The 19,075-nt window shown below is 68.8% G+C and carries 19 protein-coding genes and 1 pseudogene; 12 read left to right on the forward strand and 8 right to left on the reverse strand.

Features of this window, described 5'->3' with window-relative positions:
- Positions 1–44 precede the first annotated feature (44 nt).
- The 3 genes from DL990_RS38675 to DL990_RS38685 all read right to left on the reverse strand — a co-directional run bounded on the left by DL990_RS38675 (position 45) and on the right by DL990_RS38685 (position 2,516).
- Positions 45–446 carry a hypothetical protein gene (locus DL990_RS38675; RefSeq protein ID WP_233599056.1) on the reverse strand — a complete coding sequence of 134 codons (402 nt, stop codon included), beginning with the start codon at positions 444–446 and terminating at the stop codon, positions 45–47.
- Positions 447–976: 530 nt separating this feature from the next.
- Positions 977–1,468, reverse strand: coding sequence for a DinB family protein (locus DL990_RS38680; RefSeq protein WP_125787643.1), 492 nt, complete (start codon positions 1,466–1,468; stop codon positions 977–979).
- A 7-nt stretch (positions 1,469–1,475) separates the two neighbouring features.
- Positions 1,476–2,516: a DUF2891 domain-containing protein gene (locus DL990_RS38685; protein WP_125801641.1), complete on the reverse strand. Its 1,041-nt coding sequence runs from the start codon at positions 2,514–2,516 to the stop codon at positions 1,476–1,478.
- Positions 2,517–2,757: 241 nt separating this feature from the next.
- On the opposite strand from DL990_RS38685, the gene DL990_RS38690 reads away from it, so the two are divergent.
- Both DL990_RS38690 and DL990_RS42055 read left to right on the forward strand, forming a co-directional pair.
- Positions 2,758–4,386: a Na+/H+ antiporter gene (locus DL990_RS38690; RefSeq protein WP_125801642.1), complete on the forward strand. Its 1,629-nt coding sequence runs from the start codon at positions 2,758–2,760 to the stop codon at positions 4,384–4,386.
- 87 nt (positions 4,387–4,473) lie between these two features.
- Positions 4,474–4,818, forward strand: a pseudogene (locus DL990_RS42055) (class I SAM-dependent methyltransferase); the annotation flags it as partial.
- A gap of 285 nt (positions 4,819–5,103) precedes the next feature.
- Here the strand turns inward: DL990_RS42055 and DL990_RS38700 are convergent.
- Entirely contained in the window at positions 5,104–5,565 is a 462-nt protein-coding gene (locus DL990_RS38700; RefSeq protein WP_125801643.1) for a nuclear transport factor 2 family protein, read from the reverse strand.
- A gap of 88 nt (positions 5,566–5,653) precedes the next feature.
- Between DL990_RS38700 and DL990_RS38705 the strand changes: the two genes are divergently transcribed.
- A complete protein-coding gene (locus tag DL990_RS38705; RefSeq protein WP_125801644.1) occupies positions 5,654–6,268 on the forward strand; it encodes a TetR/AcrR family transcriptional regulator in 615 nt (204 codons plus the stop codon).
- Here the strand turns inward: DL990_RS38705 and DL990_RS38710 are convergent.
- The gene (locus tag DL990_RS38710) at positions 6,214–7,212 is read right to left on the reverse strand and encodes a hypothetical protein (protein WP_125801645.1); all 999 of its coding nucleotides are present in this window, start codon (positions 7,210–7,212) and stop codon (positions 6,214–6,216) included. The genes DL990_RS38705 and DL990_RS38710 overlap by 55 nt on opposite strands.
- 193 nt (positions 7,213–7,405) lie before the next feature.
- Between DL990_RS38710 and DL990_RS38715 the strand changes: the two genes are divergently transcribed.
- The 6 genes from DL990_RS38715 to DL990_RS38740 are packed head-to-tail and all read left to right on the forward strand — an operon-like array spanning position 7,406 to position 14,718.
- Complete coding sequence (locus DL990_RS38715; RefSeq protein ID WP_125787636.1) at positions 7,406–8,407, forward strand: LacI family DNA-binding transcriptional regulator; 1,002 nt, start codon at positions 7,406–7,408, stop codon at positions 8,405–8,407.
- Between the two features lie 8 nt (positions 8,408–8,415).
- Positions 8,416–10,038, forward strand: a complete 1,623-nt coding sequence (locus DL990_RS38720; protein WP_125801646.1) for an FAD-dependent oxidoreductase — start codon at positions 8,416–8,418, stop codon at positions 10,036–10,038.
- Positions 10,039–10,062: 24 nt separating this feature from the next.
- A complete protein-coding gene (locus DL990_RS38725; RefSeq protein ID WP_125801647.1) occupies positions 10,063–12,210 on the forward strand; it encodes a hydantoinase/oxoprolinase family protein in 2,148 nt (715 codons plus the stop codon).
- A complete protein-coding gene (locus DL990_RS38730) occupies positions 12,207–12,719 on the forward strand; it encodes a hypothetical protein (protein WP_125787633.1) in 513 nt (170 codons plus the stop codon). Before DL990_RS38725 ends, DL990_RS38730 begins: the two co-directional genes overlap by 4 nt.
- Before the next feature lie 2 nt (positions 12,720–12,721).
- The gene (locus DL990_RS38735) at positions 12,722–13,993 is read left to right on the forward strand and encodes a transporter (RefSeq protein ID WP_125801648.1); all 1,272 of its coding nucleotides are present in this window, start codon (positions 12,722–12,724) and stop codon (positions 13,991–13,993) included.
- Positions 13,990–14,718, forward strand: coding sequence for an alpha/beta fold hydrolase (locus DL990_RS38740; RefSeq protein ID WP_125801649.1), 729 nt, complete (start codon positions 13,990–13,992; stop codon positions 14,716–14,718). The genes DL990_RS38735 and DL990_RS38740 overlap by 4 nt, the downstream gene beginning before the upstream one ends.
- Here the strand turns inward: DL990_RS38740 and DL990_RS42060 are convergent.
- From DL990_RS42060 to aztA, 3 genes are read right to left on the reverse strand one after another with little or no spacing between them, the layout of a single operon-like run.
- Positions 14,705–15,067: a hypothetical protein gene (locus DL990_RS42060; protein WP_233620701.1), complete on the reverse strand. Its 363-nt coding sequence runs from the start codon at positions 15,065–15,067 to the stop codon at positions 14,705–14,707. The genes DL990_RS38740 and DL990_RS42060 overlap by 14 nt on opposite strands.
- Entirely contained in the window at positions 15,064–15,297 is a 234-nt protein-coding gene (locus tag DL990_RS42065) for a hypothetical protein (RefSeq protein WP_233620702.1), read from the reverse strand. The genes DL990_RS42060 and DL990_RS42065 overlap by 4 nt, the downstream gene beginning before the upstream one ends.
- Positions 15,298–15,325: 28 nt before the next feature.
- Positions 15,326–16,075, reverse strand: a complete 750-nt coding sequence (gene aztA / locus DL990_RS38750; protein WP_125801650.1) for a zinc ABC transporter ATP-binding protein AztA — start codon at positions 16,073–16,075, stop codon at positions 15,326–15,328.
- Positions 16,076–16,123: 48 nt separating this feature from the next.
- On the opposite strand from aztA, the gene aztB reads away from it, so the two are divergent.
- From aztB to aztC, 3 genes are read left to right on the forward strand one after another with little or no spacing between them, the layout of a single operon-like run.
- Positions 16,124–16,975 carry a zinc ABC transporter permease AztB gene (gene aztB, locus DL990_RS38755; protein WP_125801651.1) on the forward strand — a complete coding sequence of 284 codons (852 nt, stop codon included), beginning with the start codon at positions 16,124–16,126 and terminating at the stop codon, positions 16,973–16,975.
- Positions 16,972–18,168, forward strand: coding sequence for a hypothetical protein (locus tag DL990_RS38760; protein ID WP_125801652.1), 1,197 nt, complete (start codon positions 16,972–16,974; stop codon positions 18,166–18,168). The genes aztB and DL990_RS38760 overlap by 4 nt, the downstream gene beginning before the upstream one ends.
- A complete protein-coding gene (aztC, locus tag DL990_RS38765; RefSeq protein ID WP_125801653.1) occupies positions 18,165–19,064 on the forward strand; it encodes a zinc ABC transporter substrate-binding protein AztC in 900 nt (299 codons plus the stop codon). The genes DL990_RS38760 and aztC overlap by 4 nt, the downstream gene beginning before the upstream one ends.
- Positions 19,065–19,075: the final 11 nt, after the last annotated feature.

Here is a 19,075-nt window from a genome sequence, read left to right on the forward strand (position 1 = left end):
AGCCCCGTGCCGGCGACGCGACCGGCACGGGGCGTGGGTTCGGGCTACAGACTCGGCTCGCGCCGGTGTTTTCCTTGGCGGGCTTTGACAATCCAGGCGCCGAAGAGGGTCAGAAGACCGACGAAGGTCCCCGCCGAAGCGCCGATCTCCGGTGTGCTGATCTTGATGACGCCGACGACGATCCCGCCGCCGATCGCCAGGAGGAGACACATCCGCAGCGTCGGCGCCCAGCCGGCGAGAACCGTCATCGCCAGGCAGAGCCAGCTGTCCCTGGTCTGCTCCTTGCGGTGGCGCCCGGGGCTCCTCAGGAGAGGCCGCGCCGCGCGGAGCATTTCCGCGGAGGTGGCGACCCGCCGCGCCGGCTTTTCGACGTGCTCGATGACGACTTTGACCCGTCGGGGCGGACCGTTGTCTGGTGTCTTCGCGTTATCAGGCTGTATGGTCACGGCTGTCCTGTCCTTGTTCTAGCGAGCGGGCGAATGGACATCCGCGTGGCCTCCTGTTACAGCAGGGGGCCACGCGTGCGTTACCGGTTCTTTACCGGTGCGGCTGAGAACATCTTGGCGAAAGCGGACTGTGACCGTTCAGTCGTACAGCGTGTGTCGCGCTGAACGGTATGCACGCGTCGCTCAACGGTCTGGGTGACCCAGAAAACTACTAAAAGTAGCGGGTGGCGCCGAATGGCCCAGTGACGTCGAGAGGCCTCGACGGCCCGGCGACTTGCCTTTCCGGTGTCGAGCCAGGTCGTGGCGCGATCTGCCCCCGAGCTGATCTTCGCAGGTGGAGTACCGAATATTCGTCGTCGTGCGCGACGATTTGGCACTATGCAGAATGCTGATCGCAAGAGCGGGTTACGGTCAATTTCAGCCAAACCCGAGCATCCGTGCTCACGGTGGGTTCACTCGATCGGTCGTCCCGCCACCTGTTGTGACCTCACTCGGCTCACCAACAGCGAGTGACTGGTCTGACCGGGTGGTCACCCCTCGGACAGGATCTGTTCGCGGAGGATGTCGCCGTGCCCGGCGTGCCGCGCGAAATCCTCGATCAAGAGCAAATGGACGAACCGCAGGCTCACGTCGCCGACGCGGGGATGCGTCTTGATCTCGTCGAGGTCGAAGTCCGCGGCGATCACGCGGGAACGCGCACTGGCGCGCTCGAACTCGGCGATCACCTCGGCCAGCGTCTCGTGGTCCCCGACGACGAAACTGGCGTCGCCCGGCGTCGTGTCACCGTCACATTCGTTCTCGGGCACGCCGCCGAGGACGTGGTGGAACCAGATCCGTTCGGCGACCGCCGCGTGTTTGAGCAGGCCGATCGGTGTGGTCATCGACGCGACGAGCCGCCGTCGGGAGTCGGCTTCCGACAAACCGCGCACCGAACCGACCAGTTCGGCCCGGTTGCGGTCCAGCATGGCTTCGAGCAGCCGGCGTTCGGCGCCGATGGTGATTCGCGGGAACGACCAGGTCATCGCCGGCTCAACCGAGCAGCAGGAGTGCGTAGTAGGCCAGGAAGTGTTCGACCATGTAGGCACCGCCGGTGGTCTGTGAAAGTGAGGCATGGGTGTGCGCGTGCGTGGTCCCGAGTATGGCGGGGATCCGGTCGTCGCCCTCGGGGAGGGTGCACGCGAGACGGTGCCAGCACCAGGCGCGATGCAGATTGAGGCCGTGCAGGTGGGCGATCTGCCCGTCGGAAGGATCGGTCACGGTCGCCGGAGTGAAAAGTGACAAGGGTTTCCGCTCGGCGATGCCGGGCAGGAACCTGTCCAGCCATTCGGCGAATTCGGTCGCGGGCAGCAGGCGGGACATGAGTTCGGCTTCGGCGAGGGCGGGGGACAGGAAGTCGGCTCCGGACGGTTCCCAAGCATCCGGGTAGTCGTGGTCGGATCCGAACCAGCGCCAGGCGGTCTCGACGATGACGTCGCGCAGTCGTGAGTCGCCCTGCTCGGCGAGGTGACAGGCGTAGGGCAGGGCGCGGGACAACCCGAACGCGCCGTTGTCGTGCACCCCGTACCGGATCGGGTACGTGGTGCGCGGCAGCCAGCCGAGGTAGCGGGTCACGAAGACCGCGCTCAACTCTTGTAACGCGGCTGACCAGCGTGCGGCATCCGGGTCGTCCCAGGTGGCGGTTTCGAAAGCGAGTTCCAGCAGCGCGGACCAGCCGTACGGCCGTTGGGTGGTGCGGTGTTCCTCGGGGGCGAAGTAGGCGACCTCACCCGCGAGGGCGTCGACGGTCAGGTGTTGGTCGAGGCACTCGCGGATCTCCTCGGCCGGTACGAGTTCGGCGTGGTGGCGCAGCAGACGTACGAGCACCCAGAACATCTCCACACAGGAATGCCAGTCGAAACTGCCGTAGAAGCACGGATGCGACAGGCGCGGGGAGAGGATGGGCACGCCTTCGAGATGCCAGTGGCTCTCGTGGTGCGGGTACTCGCGCACGACGTTCGACAGCGCGGTCCCGGCCAGTGCACCGGCATTCGCCTTCAACAGCTGGTCTCTTTCGACGTCCCATTCGGTCATCGGTCTGCTCCGGGGCTCGTGGGTGTTATCGAGGGGTAAGGCAAAGGTGGCACGGTCGGTGCCGGTGGTCGCACGAAGTATGTGAAGGGGTCCTTCACGTACTTGGGAAGGCCTTCACGCGCCATCGTGCTGCTGGGGCTAGTGGTTGACGGGACGGCACGTGTGATCAGACGGACGACACGCGTGACTGGATGGACGACACGCGCGCGGCCGGGTTTTTCCGTCAGGTAGAACAAGGGGCATGCTGGGTGCAATCGGATTCGTGCTGGTCATGCTGGGCGTCATCGTCGTGGTGAGCGCGATCAGTCACCGGATCGGCTTGCCGGATCCGGTGCTGCTGACCGTCGTCGGGCTCGTCTACGCCTTGCTCCCTGGGCCGAATCTGCATTTGGAACCAGAGTTCGTTCTCGACGTCATCCTTCCGCCGTTGCTGTACAACGCCGCGCTCGGTTCGAGTCTGCTGGCGATCCGCAGCAGGTTGCGCTCGGTCGTCAGTCTCTCGGTCCTGCTGGTGCTGGCGACGGCCTTCGCGGTCGGCGGGTTGCTGACCTGGCTCGTCCCGGCGATCCCGCTCGCGGCCGCGATCGCGCTCGGTGCGGCGGTGGCGCCGCCGGATCCGGTGGCGGCGCTGGCCGTCGGTCGCCGGGTCGGGCTGCCCGCGAAGCTGTCGACCCTGATCGAGGGCGAGGGGCTGCTCAACGACGCCACGGCGCTGACGGTCTACAAGATGGCGCTCGCCGTCGCGGTCGGCGGCAGTTTCTCGTTCGGGCTCGCGACCGGCGAATTCGCCTTGGCCACGATCGGTGGCCTGCTGGTCGGTGTGGTCGTGGCGTTCCTGGTGCGGTTGTCCCGCCGCGTCCTGGCGGATCCCCTGTCGGCGAACGCGGTCTCGCTGGCGACGCCGTTCACCGCCTACGTGCTCGGCGAGACCATCCACGGTTCGGGTGTCCTGGCCGTCGTGGTGGCCGGGTTGATCGTCGGACATCAGACGCCCCGCCTCCAGACGGGAGCGAGCAGGTTGCAGACGGGCGCGGTGTGGAGCCTGGTCAACTACCTCCTGGAAGGATTCGTCTTCCTGCTCATCGGCCAGCAGTTGCCCGCCGTCATCGCCGGGCTCGGTGGCTACCCGGCCGGTTCGGTGGTCTTGACCGCGGTGGTCACCGTGGGCGCGGTCCTGCTGGTCCGGCCGCTGTGGCTGGTGCTGACCCAACTCTTCCCGCGGCGGCTGCACGCCCGGCTCGGCAGCGCGGACGAAACGGGGGAGGCAGCGGAGCGGGCGCTGACGGGCAAAGAGATCGCGGGCCTGAGCTGGGCGGGCACCCGAGGGGTGATCACGCTCGCGGCCGCGTTCGCGATCCCCGTCGTGACCGCGGACGGCAGTCCGTTCCCCGCGCGCGATCTGCTGCTGTTCTCGGCATTCCTGGTGGTCTTGGTGACGCTCGTTGGCCAAGGGGTGACTTTCGGGCCGCTCCTGAAACGGCTCGGCCTGCGCGCCGACGTCCAGGATCAGGCCCGGCTGCGTAATCAGGCACGCAGCGCCGCCGTGGACGCGGCGCTCGCTCGTCTGGACCAGCTCGTCGAAGAGGACGACGTGCCGGACGAGGCGGTGGCGGCGCTGCGCAAGAACCTTCAAAGCCGTCAGCGGCGCTACCGGGCGCGGCTGGCCTACCTCGAGGACAACCCGCTCACGCCCCGGGCTCCGGGATACGAGGCGGCCGTCCGCGCCCGGCACAGCATCATCGAGGCGCAGCGGGAAGAGCTCCTTCGCTGGCGTGACGCCGGCCGGTTGCCCGATGCCAGCCTGCGGATCCTGCAAACCGAACTCGACCACGAGGAGAACGCGCTGATGCCGTCTTCGGGCAAATCGTGAGAATCGATCTACCATGCAGGGGTGGACGAACGACCGATCACCACGGCGCAGCGCAACTTCCGGCGGGTCGCCGAAGAGCTCGAAACCATGGGGACCCAGGATCGTTTCACCTACATTTTCCGCTCCCGGTTGTGGAGTTCCTCGTCGGTCTCCGGGCCGGGTTCCGAGTCGGTCCAGACGCGGGAACTGAGCGACCGGCTGCCCGGCCTCCTCGATCGTTTCGGGGTGCGCACCCTGCTCGACCTCCCGTGCGGGGACTATGGCTGGCTCTGTGAAGTGGACCTCGACCTCGACCGGTACATCGGCGCCGACATCGTCCCCGACCTGATCGAGATGAACGCCGCGCGGTTCCACGACGATCCGGTCCACGAGTTCCGGGTGCTCGATCTGACCGGTGATCCGCTGCCGTCTGCCGACCTCGTGCTGTGCCGGGATTGCCTGGTGCACTTGAGTTTCGCCGACATCGAGCGGGCGCTGCGAAATCTCAGGCGAAGCGGCTCCCGGTACCTGCTGACCACGACCTTCACCGAGCTGGGCACCAACACCGACATCGCGACGGGTGACTGGCGGCCGCTGAACCTGTGCCGGGAACCGTTCGGGTTCCCGGAGCCGCTGGCCGTGCTGGTCGAAGGGTGTACCGAAAGGGCGGGTCCTACGCCGACAAGTCCTTGGGATTGTGGGAGATCGCCGCGATCGTGGACTGATCGGCGAGAGGCCTCACCGGAGTGGGAAGTCGGTTCCGTGTTCCTCCTCCGGGCGCGGGCCGTGGATGCGCCGCTCGCTCTCGGAGATGGCCACGTCGTTGATGCTCGCCTCGCGACGGCTCATGAGCCCGTGCTCGTCGAACTCCCACAGTTCGTTGCCGTAGCTGCGCCACCACTGACCGGCGTGGTCATGCCATTCGTACTGGAACCGGACGGCGATCCGGTCGTCGGTGAACGCCCAGAGGTTCTTGCGTAGCGCGTAGTCCAGTTCCCGCTCCCACTTCGCGGTCAGGAACGTGACGATCTCCTCGCGGCCGCGGACGAACGTGTCCCGGTTCCGCCAGACGGAGTCCGGCGTGTACGCCGTCGCCACCCGGCGGGGATCGCGGGTGTTCCAGCCGTCCTCGGCCGCTTGGACCTTGCGCAGCGCCGTCTCCCGCGTGAACGGCGGGTAGGGCGGGCGATCTTCTGGCATCTTCGGCCTCCTCATGTTGAGAACGGGCGTTCTCTACGTCTGGCGCCTACGATAGGGAACGACCGTTCTCAACGTCAAGGGAGTCCCGATGCCGGCCGCCGTCACCGACGAGCAGAACCGCGTGGACCGCGAAGCCCTGCTAGACGCCGCCGAGGAACTCTTCTACGAGAACGGCATCCAGGCGGTCGGCATGGACCAGCTCCGCGCTGCGTCCGGCCTGTCGCTGAAGCGGATCTACCGGTTCTTCGAAGCCAAGGACGACCTCGTGGTGGCGATGCTCAAACGGCGTGATCAGCGGTGGCGGGGGAGCTTGGCCGCCCACGTGGAGCAGGTCCAGGATCCCCGCGAGCGGGTGCTGTCGATCTTCGACTGGCTTGGCTGCTGGTTCGCCGAACCCGGTTTCCGCGGTTGCGCCTGGATCAACGCCCACGGCGAGGTCGGTCCTGCCTCCGACGCGGTCCTTGCCGAGGTGCGAGCACACAAACAGGCGTTCCACGAGCAGATCGAGACCTGGGTGCTGGCCGCGGGGTCGGCCATGGCCGAGCCGGTGTACCTGCTCGCCGAGGGGGCGATCGTGACGGCGGGCATCAGCGGTGACCCGGCTCCGGCCCGGCAGGCGCGTCAGGCCGTCGCGGTGTTGCTCGGAAATCACACCGCGCGGGCGATCGCGATCGAGCCGTCCAGCCTCGCGCCGCCTTCGTAGAACATGTACTCCTTCCCGTCCATGGTCCCGAACGAAGGAGCCGCGCAGCGCCCGTTGTCCGGCGCGCCCGACATCGGGGCATGGAAGACGCCGAGGTGTTCGCGCTTGCCGAAATCGGTGCCGACCTCGGTGATGAGCATGTTGCCGCCGGCTTCGATGTTCTCGTGGTAGATGACGTAGGTCGAGCCGCCACGTTCGGCGATGGTCGGGGCGCCGATGTTGCTCGCACCGACTTCTTCGGGACGGATCAGCGGGGTCTGCGAGAACGTCCAGTTCCGTCCGTCGGCGGACCAGCCCCAGCCGATCGAACGATGGTTGCTCTTGTCGTTGATCATGAAGACCATCACGAACTTCGCGCCGCGCGAAGGCAGGCTGTGGCGGAACACCCGCGCGTAGGAGGTCTCCGTGGTGCCGGCGGGCAGCATCGCGGTGGAGAGCACGACCTTGTCGTAGGTGAAGTGGATGCCGTCCTTCGACCGGGCGAGCCGGGTCGTGGTGTTCTCACCGTGGAAGTACAGCCACAGTTCGCGTGCGTCCTCGTTCCACAGCACGTGCGACGACGAGACGTGTGAGACGTCGTAGTGCGGATTCCAGGTCCTCTTGACGATCGGGTTGCCCGGGTATTCGGTGAAGGGACCTTCGAGGCTGTCCGCGTAGGAAAGGCAGATCCCACCCGGAGCGTCGTGCGGCGCGTAGTACAGGTAGTAGCGGCCCAACGGGTTCGCGACCCGGCCCGCGACACCGCGGATGCACGGGAAGATCAGTTCGCCGGTGGGGTTGTACTTCAGGTTGCTCTTGTCGAACGCGGTGCGCAGGTAGCGGTACTCCGGGAATCCGGCCGGTGCCGCGACCGCGGATCCGGCACCCAGAACGGGTATCGCGGCCAGGCCGAGGCCTACTCCGGCGGCTCCGCGCAGAGCCGCGCGGCGGGACAGTTCGGTCATGCGGACACTCCCTCTCGTCGGCGTCGACGTGCTCGTCCAACCATTCGGAGCGCCCCGTGCACCGTCAAGGCGCTAATACGTATTAGTCCTGCTCAATGGCGACACCGGACAGGATCGGCCCGTTTCCTTGATTTCGCCGGATCTCGCACAGATGCTCGGCTAAACCGCATTAGCACACCCTGGAGGAGACGGAATGGCATCAGGACGCCGTCCGCCGCGGCAGGCGGACATCGCCCGCATCGCCGGGGTGTCACAGGCGACCGTTTCCGTGGTGCTCGGCGGGAACCGTTCCGTGCGGATGGCCGAGTCGACCCGGCGGAGGGTGATGGAAGTGGCTCAGGATCTCGGCTACGTGCCGCATCCGGTGGCCACCCGGCTCGCCCGGTCACGGTCGAACCTGCTCGGCCTCTACACGTTCCGGAGTGCGTTCCCTACCGACGAAACGGATACCTACCACCCGATTCTGTCCGGTGTGGAGGAAGAGGCGGCCAATCTCGGCCAGGACCTGATCCTGTTCACCGGCACCAGCGGACCGGGTGCCCGCCAGGAGGCCGCGATCCGCCGCACCCGGCTGGCCGACGGCTGTCTGTTCTTCGGCAGGCATGTGCCGGAGGGGCCGGTGTCGCGGCTGGTGGACGACGGGTTCCCGTTGGTCTACATCGGACGGCGTCCGGAACTCGGTGGCCGGATCCCTTATATCGGCGCGGATTACGTGACCGCGTCGGCGCTGGTGCTACGGCGACTGCTCGATCTCGGCCACCGCGAGATCCGCTATGTGCGCGAGGCCGACGAGGCGCCGTCGTCGGAGGACCGGCAGCGTGGAGTGCTGCGAGCGGCCCCACATACCGGCGTCGTCCGGTTACAGGGCATGGAGTTGACCGCGACGACCGTGCGTGGCTGGGTCGACGACGGGGTCACCGCCGTGGTGGTGGAGGGAACCGACACCGGCACGGCGTACCGGGCGGTCCAGCGTGCCGTCGACATGGCCGGACTGTCCACTCCGGACGATCTTTCGCTGGCGGTGCTCGGCGGACCGCCGGCCGTGAGCGGTTTCGAGGTCCCCATGCGGGAGATGGGCAGACGCGCGGTGCGGCTGCTGGTCGACCTCGTGACCGAAAAGACGACCGCGCCGCAGCAGTTGCTGCGGTGCCCACAGGTGGACGGCGTACAGGTCGGCCCACCTCGATCCCGATAGGACCAACCATGTTCGAACTCGGCACCGAGATACTCGTCGCGGGCGGCGGGGTGGGCGGCGTCGCCGCCGCGCTGGCCGCCGCCTCGGCGGGGCATCACGTCGTGCTGACCGAGGAGACCGACTGGCTCGGCGGTCAGTTCACCGCACAGGCGGTTCCCCCGGACGAGAACCCGTGGATCGAACGCTTCGGCGGTACGGCCACCTATCGCGCTTTCCGCGAGGGCGTGCGTGACTACTACCGGCGGCACTACCCGTTGCGTGCCGAGGCGGCCGCGTTGGCCGACTTGAACCCCGGAGCAGGCAGGGTGAGCAAGCTGTGCCACGAACCGCGGGTGGCGCTCGCCGTACTGGAGGCGATGCTGGCACCCCACCGGGCCGCCGGGCGGCTGACCGTCTTGCTGAGGCATCGGCCGGTCGCGGCGGAGGCGAGCGGCGACCGGGTCGACGCCGTCACCTTCGAGGGGCCGGGCGGGGAGCGCACCACGGTGCGCGCGGAGTACGTGCTCGACGCGACCGAGAACGGCGACCTGCTGCCGCTCACGGGCACCGAGTTCGCCATCGGTGCCGAAGCCCAGTCCGACCACGGCGAACCTCACGCCCCTGAGCAGGCCGATCGCGGCAATCTCCAAGGGATCACCTACTGCTTCGCCCTGTCGCACCACGCGGGTGAGGACCACACGATCGACCGGCCGGAGATGTTCGGCTTCTGGCGCGAATACCAGCCGGACTTCTGGCCGGGCCCGTTGCTCGGCTTCCTCGCCCCGGATCCGCGTTCGCTGGCGCCGGTCGGCCGCACCTTCGCCCCGAACCCGGACACCGATCCGCTGGCGGTGAGCGCGGACCAGAGCGCCGACGCCGGTGACAAGGAACTGTGGGGCTTCCGCCGGATCCTCGCCAGGAAACTGCACCGGCCGGGCGCGTTCGACTCGGACGTCACGCTGGTGAACTGGCCGCTCAACGACTACTGGCTGCGGCCCGCGGTCGAGATCGACGGCGTGAGCACCGCCGAGGACGTGGCGCTGGCGCATCACGAGGCCAAACAGCTCTCGTTGTCGGTGCTGTACTGGTTGCAGACCGAGGCACCGAGGCTCGACGGTGGCACCGGTTTCCCCGGGCTGAAGCTCCGCCGGGACATCGTCGACACGGAAGACGGCCTGGCCAAAGCCGCCTATGTGCGTGAAGCACGGCGGATCCTGGCCGTCACGACGATCGTCGAGCAGGACGTCTCACTCGACGTGCTCGGGCCGACGGGCCGCAAACGCCGCGAGGATTCCGTCGGCGTCGGCAGCTACCGGATCGACCTGCATCCGTCCACGGCGGGGGACACCTACGTCGACGTCCCGAGTGTGCCGTTCGAGCTGCCGCTCGGCGCGCTGCTGCCCCGGCGGATGCGGAACCTGTTGCCGGCGGGCAAGAACATCGGCACGACCCACATCACCAACGGCTGCCACCGGCTGCACCCCGTGGAGTGGAACGTCGGCGAGGTCGCCGGCCACCTCGCCGGGTTCGCACTGCGCGGAGGCGGCGAACCGCACGCGGTCCGCGAGGAGCCGGCGCGGTTCGAGGAGTTCGCCCGGGTGCTGGACCGCGCCGGTGTCGAACGGCGCTGGCCGGAAGTCCGCGGTTACTGACCCATTCCCCAGGAGGTGCGGACAGTGAGGTCCGAGTCGTCCCAGCCCACTCCGGTTCGCGTCGGCATCGACGTCGGTGGCACGTTCACCGACGCGGTCGCCGTCGACGCGCGTACGTTCGAGCTGCTCGGCCAGGTCAAGGTCCCGACCAGCCACGACCACGAAGACGGTGTCGCCCACGGCATCCTCGAGGCGCTGGAGAAACTCCGCGCCGACGTCGGCATAGGCGCGGAGGACGTCTCGTTCCTCGCGCACGGCACCACCCAGGCGACCAACGCGCTGCTGGAAGGCGACGTGGCGACGGTCGGGATCGCCGGGGTCGGGACCGGTTTCGACGCCTTCGCCACGCGAAGGCTGGGAGCGTTCGCGAAGACGGAACTGGCGCCCGGGCGGAAACTCCCGGTGCGGTTCGCGCCGGTGCGTGACCTCTCCGACGCGGGCGCGGCCGTCGAGGACCTGGTCCGTCAAGGGGCTGAGGTGGTCGTCGCCGTCGAACCGTTCAGTGTGGACGATCCGGAAGGGGAGCGGACGGTGGCGGCCGCCGCGCGGGACCGCGGTCTGCTCGCCACGGCCACGCACGAGATCACCGGCCTCTACGGCCTCACGAAGCGGGCTCGCACCGCCGTGCTGAACGCGGGGATCATGCCGCGCATGGTGTCGACCGCCGACCTGGTCGAGGCGAGTGTGCGCCGGGCGGGCGTGACCGCGCCGTTGATGGTGGTCCGCGGCGACGGCGGGGTCATGTCGCTGCCGGAGATGCGGCGCCGTCCGCTGCTGACGGCGCTTTCCGGACCTGCCGCGGGGGTGGCGGGCGCGCTGATGGGGGAGAAGCTCAGCGAAGGGCTGTTCCTCGAGACGGGTGGTACGTCCACCGACATCAGCGTGGTCCGCCGCGGCCGGGTGCTGGTGCGTCACGCCCACCTCGGCGGGCACGAAACCTACCTGCCCGCGCTCGACGTGCGCACGATCGGCATCGGGGGCGGTTCCCTGATCCGGTTCTCCGGACGCGCGGTGACCGACGTCGGGCCACGCAGCGCGCATATCGCGGGCCTGCCGTACGCGTGTTTCGCGCCGGCGTCGGCCTTGGCCGGAGCGAAATTGGTCGCCGTTTCTCCACGGCCGGACGATCCGAACGACTACGTGGCGCTGGAGGCGGCCGACGGCAAGCGGTACGCACTCACCTTGACGTGCGCCGCCAACGCGCTCGGTGTCGTGCCCGCCGACTCCTACGCGCGTTCCGAGGCGGAATCCGCGCGCTTGGCGATGGCACCACTCGCCGCGGCCATGGGCATTTCGGCCGAGGAAGCCGCGCGGGCGGTGTTGCGCCAGGCGGTGAAGCCGGTGCGCGCGGTCGTCGGCAGGCTCGCCCGGGAGTACCGGCTGGACCGGCCGACCCTGGTCGGCGGCGGAGGCGGTGCCGCCGCGGTCACCCCGTTCCTCGGCGAGGATTCCGGGCACGAGTGGCGGATCGCCGCGCACGCCGAGGTGATCAGCCCGCTCGGCGCGGCGCTGGCGCTGGTCCGGGAGTCGGTCGAGCGGATCGTGCCCAGTCCCTCCAACGCCGACATCCTCGCCGTGCGGACGGAAGCCGAGGCCGCGGTCGTTGCGCAGGGCGCCGATCCGGCCGGTGTCGAGGTCGACGTCACGGTGGACCCGCAGCGCAACCTGGTGCGGGCGGTGGCCACGGGCGCCACCGAACTGCGCACGAAGGATCGAGCGTCCACAGTGGACGAGGAGACGGTCGGTGCCGCGGTCGCGCGCAGCATCGGTGTCGGGCGTGACGGGTTGAGGCACGTCGCGGCCACCGCGCACCATCGCGTGTTCGCCGCGTCCGCCCGGCGCCAGGGCCTGTTCGGCCGGTTCACGAAGCCGGTCCGGCACGTACGGGTCGTCGATGGCGAGGGCGTGATCCGGCTGCACGGTGCCGGGGCCGTCGTCGAGACCTCCGACGCCGGTGCCGCTCAAGGGCGGCTGGCCACGCTCGCCGATCAGCACACCCGCTACGGCGACGGCGGTTCCCGCGCACCGGCGGTCTGGTTGCTCGTGGGACCCAAGATCGCGGATCTGTCCGGGGTGCTCGACAGGGACCAGCTGCTCGCACTCGCCGGAGCCGAGCTGAAGACCCGGGCGAGTGACGAGCCGGTCGTCATGATCATCCAGGACCGTCGATGAGTGACGTCGATCTGGCCGTCTGCCTGCTGCGGGCGACGCCCACCCACGAGAACCGTTCCGACGAACAGCTGCGCACCTGGGCGGAGATCGCGCTGGCCTACGGCGACGAGCTGGCCGCCGGGAGCGATTCCGGCGACATCGAGGTCGTGGAACGGGAAGGCGGCGTCGGCGACCATGTACTGCTGCTCGCCGAGCATCAGCGCGGCACCGTCGTGGTGTACACCGAGGCCTTGCGCCGGGTGGAAGAACTGGCACAGGCACGCGGATGGCCGGTCACCCGCGAAGCACTGCGCAGTGCCGCCGTGGCACACGAACTCGCGCACCATCGGCTCGACGTGCGCGAGCTGAACCGACGGCTCGGTCATCTGGCGATCCGGCTCGGCCCGCTGCGGCTGCGCGGACACGTCGCCGGTGCGGAGGAGATCGCCGCGCACCGGTTCGCCCATCACCGCAGCGGTCTGGCCGTCAGCCCGCTGCTCATCACCACCGCGCTCGCGGGAGGGAACTGACCATGGGTATCGCGATTCTCGTCCTGATGGCGGTGGGCGTGGTGCTCATGCTCACCCGGGTGCTGCCCACCGCGTTCGCGCTGGTGCTGCTGGCGCTCGGCATCGCCGTACTCGCCGGGGCGCCGCTGACCGGCGCGAAGGACAGCATCCTGACCGGCGTGCTCCAAACCGGCTCCGCGACGCTGGCGTCCACGATGATCGCCGTCCTGCTCGGATCCTGGCTCGGCACGCTCATGGACGAGACCGGTATCGCCGGCACGCTCGTGCGCAAGATCGTCGAGTTCGGCGGTGAACGGCCGTCGGTCGTCGCGCTCGGCGTGTTCGCCGTGTCGATCCTGTGCGGCAGCATCACCGGCTCCGCTCCGGCGGCCATGCTCGCCGGTGTCGTCGGCATCCCTGCCATGATCGCCGTCGGCGTCAGCCCGGTGGCCGCGGGCGGCACGGTGCTGATGGGCATTTCCGCCGGTTCGCCGCTCGAACTCGCCGTGTGGCAGTTCCTGTCCGACGCGCTGGGCTCGCCGGTCTCCGACGTCAAGTCGATCATGATCAAACTGTTCCCGCTGGCGCTCGTCGTGGGCATCGCGTACGTCCTCATCCAGACGCGGCGCGGCGCCCGGCACACGTGGGCGGTGAAACTGGACAGGCCGAAGGCTCGCGTCCGACGCGGCGACGCGCCCTGGTACGCGCTCCTGGCGCCACTCCTGCCGATCGTCCTCGCCCTCGGGTTCGCGGTGCCGATCGTGCCGTCCCTCCTGGCGGGCGTGGTCTACGCACTGGTGACGACGACCAAATGGGGCGAGCTCAGCGGACGCGGTCTGCGTTCGCTGTACAAGGCTTTCGACGTCGCGGCGCCGCCGATCGCGCTGTTCGTGGCGATCGGGATGCTTCTCGCCGCGGTGAAACTTCCCGGCGCGAAGGGCGCGCTGACGCCGATCGTGGCGGCGATCAGCCCGTCCGGCGCGGTGTGGTTCGTCGTGGTCTTCGCCGCCCTCGTCCCGCTCTGCCTGTTCCGCGGCCCGCTCAACGTGTTCGGACTCGGCGCAGGTGTCGCGGGCGTGCTGGTGACCGGCGGGATCTATCCGCTTCCGGCCGTCGTCGGGCTGATGGCGTCCTACAACCAGGTGTTCAGCGTCTCCGATCCCACCAGCACCCAGACGGTGTGGGCGTCCCAGTACGCCGGTGTCCGGCCTGAGCGCGCGATGGTCTCGACGTTGCCCTACACCTGGCTGGTCGGTTTGGGCGGCATGGTGCTCACGGCGGTGCTGTACCTGTGATCACGACGTCCGACGGGCTCCGGCTCGACCACGTCCGGCACGAAGGCGGCCCGGAGACCGTCGTGCTCGTCCACGGGATCACCGCGGACCTCGAGGAGAATGGACTCTTCACCGCGCTGGCCCCGAGGCTCACCGCGGCGGGATTCGCGGTGCTGCGGTTCTCGTTTCGCGGACACGGCCGCAGTGAGGGCCGGCCGAGGGACATGACCATCGCGGGCGAACTTCTCGATCTGCGTGCTGTGGTGGAATCGGCGGACGGACCCGTCTCGGTCGTGGCTTCGAGTTTCGGCGCGGTGAGCACGACACTGTCACTGGTGTCGCTACCCGTGTGTCGGATCGTGCTCTGGCAGCCGGTGCTCGACCTGCGGCGGACCTTCCTGGAGCCGGAGCTGCCCCGGGGTGTTGTCCTGTACTCGGACCGGACTTCGTTGGCAGAGAACGGGTTCCTGGACATCGAAGGACGGTTCGAGCTCGGGGCCGCGCTGTTCGAGGAGTTCGCTCGTCTCGACCCACGTGGCGGCTTCCTGGCGTCCACGATGCCCGCGCTCGTCGTCCACGGTTCGGGGGACGAGCACGTCTCCCACGACATCGCGCGGGAGACCGCTCTCGCGCGACCCGCGACGGATTGGCACTCTCTTGCCGGCGCGGGGCACGGGTTCGGGAGTACCGCGCGGGAAGCACTCGACGTCACCGCGAGGTGGCTTTCGCGGGTCAAGGCCAGCTGAGCTCGCCTTCGCTGATGACGGGATGCCGTTCGCGGTAGGGCAGTTCACGGTCGTGGACGTAGTTGTCGAGCCGCTCGGCGATCTCGTCGAGGATCTCGGTCACGCACGCCCAGTCGGACCAGTAGATCCCGTCGCTGGCGTACCACTCCATGACGCAACCGTGGTGCTCGCCCGGCCGGAGGTCGACGCACAGCAGGCCTCCGTCGATGGCCCGGCCGATGGGGAGAATGGCTGTGCAGAACGGGAATCCGTCCTGTCCTGCCTTCTTGCGGTGCGTTCCTTCGGCGGTGCAGCAGTCCGGGTCGGGGTACTGCGACTGCCTGGCGTACTCGTCCTCGGCTCGCGTCACCGAAGAGGCAGGTAGCCCTTCGGAATCAGGTACCCAGCTCCGCGGACGCGCTGGTCGTCGACGCCGTCCATGAGTGCCCACCAGGCGAGCAGCTCGGGTGGGAGTTCGAAGCCGACGCGGTTTCGGAGATGATCGAGGTCCGAGGCCGGCGCCGGGGGCCGGATCTCCCGCGCGGTGACCGGTGCGTGTTCGGACAACAAGGCCATGATGCGCCGCCACGTCTCTTCCACCGGTGCCCCCTTCACTCGGCGGACCACCCTAGCGAGAATCGGCGGCCTCCGGCGCGAAAGCGGGCGATTGGATGTGGGCAGGCAGGCCCCACGCTTCCGCCACGCGCTCCGGGGTCAGCACCGAAGCCGGCGCGCCTTCGCCGACGAGGCGGCCGTCCTGCAGCAGCAGGCAGTGATCGGCCCGGCCCGCCACCTCGAGGTCGTGCGTGACACGCAGGATCGTCGTGCCCTCGGCGACGGTGGTGCGCAGGGCTTCGTCGATCAGGCCGCGGGCGTGCAGATCGAGACCGGCCGATGGCTCGTCGAGCAGCAACAGTCCGGCTTGCTGGGCCAGCCCCTGCGCCACCAGTGCCCGTTGACGCTGCCCGCCGGAGAGGGTGCCGATCAACCGGTCCGCGATCGACGTGATCTCCAGCCGCTCCAAGCACTCTCCGACGATCTGCCGGTCCACCTTGGACAGTCGTCGCCAGTGACCGCGGTGCGCCCAGCGTCCCATCGTCACGGTGGCGCGCACGGTGATCGGCAGCGATCGTGACACCTCGCTCTGCTGGGTCACGTAGGCGACGCGCCCCGGATTCCGCCGGGTCACCGAACCGCTGGTCGGCGGCAGGACACCCGCGACGAGGTTGAGCAGCGACGACTTGCCCGCGCCGTTCGCGCCGGCGACGGCGGTGAGCCGGGCCGACGGCACCTGAGCCGTGATCCCGCGCAGCACTTCGCGGGGCCCGTAGTGCGCGTGCGCGCGGTCGATCGTGAGTGCGGTTGTGTCCGGGGTCATCCCACCCTCTTTCAGATAATGACAATCATTACCACTATAGTGTGACGCGTGGAGTGGTTGTTGATCCCCTTCGAGGTGTCGTTCGTGCAGCGTGCGCTGGTGGCGGGAGTGCTCGTTTCGGCGGTGTGCGCCGTCGTGGGTACCTGGGTGGTGTTGCGCGGCATGGCCTTCATCGGCGACGCGATGTCGCACGGCATGTTGCCCGGCGTGGCGCTCGCCTCGCTGACCGGTGTGAACCTGCTGATCGGCGCCGCGATCAGCGCCGGGGTGATGGCGCTCGGCGTCACGGCGCTCGGGCGTTCGCGGCGGCTGTCCGAGGACACCACCATCGGGCTGCTCTTCGTCGGCATGCTCGCGAGCGGCGTGATCATCGTGTCGCACTCGCGGTCGTTCGCGGTGGATCTCACCGGATTCCTGTTCGGTGACGTGCTCGCCGTCGGATCCGGCGACCTGGTGGGCCTCGCGATCACCCTGCTCGTCGTGGGGGTGGTGGCACTGGCGGGACACCGCTCGTTCACGGCGCTCACCTTCGATGTCCGCAAAGCGCACACGCTGGGGCTTCGGCCACGTCTGGCCAACGCGGTCCTGCTCGGGCTGGTGACGTTGACGATCGTCGCGTCGTTCCGCGTGGTGGGGACGCTGCTGGTGTTCGGCCTGCTCATCGCACCGGCCGCGGCGGCGCTCTTCTGGTCGCGGCGGATCACCACGATCATGCTCATCGCGGCGTTGCTCGGCGTCGCCGCCACGGTCGGCGGCCTGCTCGTGTCCTGGCATTGGGGCACCGCGGCGGGCGCGACCATCGCCGCCGGCGCGGTCCTCCTGTTCTTCCTTTCCGCGTTCCTGTCCTTCGTACGACAGCGATTCCGTTCCCTGACACCGGAGATCGAGTGCTCACGATGAAACTGAAAGCAGTGACGGCGGTCGTCGCGGCGCTGACCCTGGCGGCGTGCGGCGCGGAGCAGCCGAAGGAGGTGACCGCGGAAGTCCCGCACGGCTATGTCGAAGGCGCCGAAGAAGCGGCCGAGGCGCAGTCACGGCTGATCGTCGCCGACACGGACACCGGCGCGGTCCGCGTCGTGGACCTCATCACCGAGGAGGTGCACGAAGTCGGACGAGTCGACGGCGTGCAGGCCGTGACCAGCGATGGCCGCTTCGGCTACCTGACCGCTCGCGACGGCACCATCCGGTTGATCGACAGCGGTTCCTGGATGGTCGACCACGGTGACCACGTCCACTACTACCGGGCGAAGGTCCGGGACATCGGCGTGGCACCGGGCAAACAGCTTTTGTCGGCCTACAGCGATCCCGCCGTTTCCGCCCTGTCCTATTCGGACGGTACGACGACGTTGCTCGATCGGGCCGCGCTCGACAAGGGGTCCGTGACCGAACTGGGGAAGATCACGCGCGAACCGCACGCCGGGATCGCGATCCCTTATGGCGAGCACATCGTCGCCACGGTGGCCGACGCCGGAAAGCCGCTCGGTCGCGGAGTGCGCGTCCATGACCGTCAGGGCAAGGCCGTGGCGGAGATCGATCAACCGTGCCCTGACCTGCAAGGGCAGGCGGTGACCCGGCGCGGTGTCGTCTTCGGTTGCGCGGACGGCGCTTTGCTCGTGACCGAAAAGGACGGTGCGTTCGCCGGGGTGAAGATCCCGTACCCGCGCAGTGTCACGGCGCAGGAACGCGCCACCGCGTTCTTCCACCGGCCAGGTGGCTCCACGCTCGCGGCGCGGGCGGGGGAGTCCGCCGTGTGGTCGCTGGACGTCGCGCGCCGCAGCTGGCAGTACGTCGAGACCGGACCGGTCGCCGCGGTGAACGCCGTCGGGGAGGGCGGCCCGCTGCTGGTGTTGTCCCGTGACGGAAAGCTGCGCTCCTTCGACGGGACAGGGAAGGAACAGGCGGCGATCCCGCTCCTGACGCCCGAAGCGGCCGCCGCCGAAGCTCCCACGATCCAGGTCGATACGACCCGTGCCTATCTCAACAACCCGCTTTCGGCGGAGGTGTACGAGATCGACTACAACGACAACCTCCGTCGCGCCCGGACCCTGAAGGTCGGCGGCAAGGCGGGTCACATCGTGGAGACCGGCCGATGAGGCGGCGGGCGCTCGCCCTGTTCGCGGTGGCGCTGCTGGCGGCGGCCGGATGCTCCGCCGGCGGCGGAGGCGGCAAGTCGGTCGTCGTCACGACGAACATCCTCGGCGACATCACCCGCGCCATCGTCGGCGATCAGGCCGAAGTGACCGTGTTGATGAAGCCGAACGCCGATCCGCATTCCTTCGGCATCTCCGCACAGCAGGCGGCCCAGGTCGAGCGCGCCGGACTGATCGTCTACAACGGACTGGGACTCGAAGAGGGCATGCTGCGCACCGTCCGCACAGCCGAGGAAAACGGTGTGCCGTCGCTGCCCGCCGGGGAGCGGGCGAACCCGATCAGCTACGCCGACAACAAGCCGGACCCCCATTTCTGGACGGATCCGGCACGGGTGCGCGACACGGTGAAGACGATCGCCGACGAGGTCGTCGCGCATGTCGACGGCGTCGACGAAGCGGTGATCCGCGCCAACGCCGAACGCTATCGCGGCGAGATCGAGGCGCTCGACGCCATGATGGCCGAGAAGTTCAGCGGGATTCCGCGCGAACGCCGGAAGCTGGTCACGAATCACCACGTGTTCGGGTACCTGGCCCAGCGGTTCGGCTTCGACGTCGTCGGCGCGGTGATCCCCGGCGGGACCACACTCGCTTCCCCCAGTTCCTCGGATCTGAAAGCACTCGCCGACACCGTCCGTGCGGCGGGGGTTCCGGTGATCTTCGCCGATTCCTCGCAACCGGACCGGCTCGCGCGGGTGCTCGCCGAGCAAGCCGGGCTGCATGTCCAGGTGGCCCCGTTGTTCTCGGAGTCGCTCAGTGAACCAGGCCAGGGCGCGGCCACCTATCTGGAAATGATGCGCGCCAACACCGAATCGATCACCACCGGTTTGACCCGTTCCTGATCGGAACAGAC

Origin of the sequence: Amycolatopsis sp. WAC 01416 (genome assembly GCF_003947485.1) — a bacterium.
Taxonomy (GTDB): domain Bacteria; phylum Actinomycetota; class Actinomycetes; order Mycobacteriales; family Pseudonocardiaceae; genus Amycolatopsis.

Bases quoted from the DNA above. Each gene is read 5' to 3' on its own strand.
- DL990_RS38680 (WP_125787643.1), bottom strand. From the start codon at position 1,468: ATGACCTGGTCGTTCCCGCGAATCACCATCGGCGCCGAACGCCGGCTG.
- DL990_RS38685 (WP_125801641.1), bottom strand. From the start codon at position 2,516: ATGACCGAATGGGACGTCGAAAGAGACCAGCTGTTGAAGGCGAATGCC.
- DL990_RS38690 (WP_125801642.1), top strand. From the start codon at position 2,758: ATGCTGGGTGCAATCGGATTCGTGCTGGTCATGCTGGGCGTCATCGTC.
- DL990_RS38700 (WP_125801643.1), bottom strand. From the start codon at position 5,565: ATGCCAGAAGATCGCCCGCCCTACCCGCCGTTCACGCGGGAGACGGCG.
- DL990_RS38705 (WP_125801644.1), top strand. From the start codon at position 5,654: ATGCCGGCCGCCGTCACCGACGAGCAGAACCGCGTGGACCGCGAAGCC.
- DL990_RS38710 (WP_125801645.1), bottom strand. From the start codon at position 7,212: ATGACCGAACTGTCCCGCCGCGCGGCTCTGCGCGGAGCCGCCGGAGTA.
- DL990_RS38715 (WP_125787636.1), top strand. From the start codon at position 7,406: ATGGCATCAGGACGCCGTCCGCCGCGGCAGGCGGACATCGCCCGCATC.
- DL990_RS38720 (WP_125801646.1), top strand. From the start codon at position 8,416: ATGTTCGAACTCGGCACCGAGATACTCGTCGCGGGCGGCGGGGTGGGC.
- DL990_RS38730 (WP_125787633.1), top strand. From the start codon at position 12,207: ATGAGTGACGTCGATCTGGCCGTCTGCCTGCTGCGGGCGACGCCCACC.
- DL990_RS38735 (WP_125801648.1), top strand. From the start codon at position 12,722: ATGGGTATCGCGATTCTCGTCCTGATGGCGGTGGGCGTGGTGCTCATG.
- aztA (WP_125801650.1), bottom strand. From the start codon at position 16,075: ATGACCCCGGACACAACCGCACTCACGATCGACCGCGCGCACGCGCAC.
- DL990_RS38760 (WP_125801652.1), top strand. From the start codon at position 16,972: ATGAAACTGAAAGCAGTGACGGCGGTCGTCGCGGCGCTGACCCTGGCG.
- aztC (WP_125801653.1), top strand. From the start codon at position 18,165: ATGAGGCGGCGGGCGCTCGCCCTGTTCGCGGTGGCGCTGCTGGCGGCG.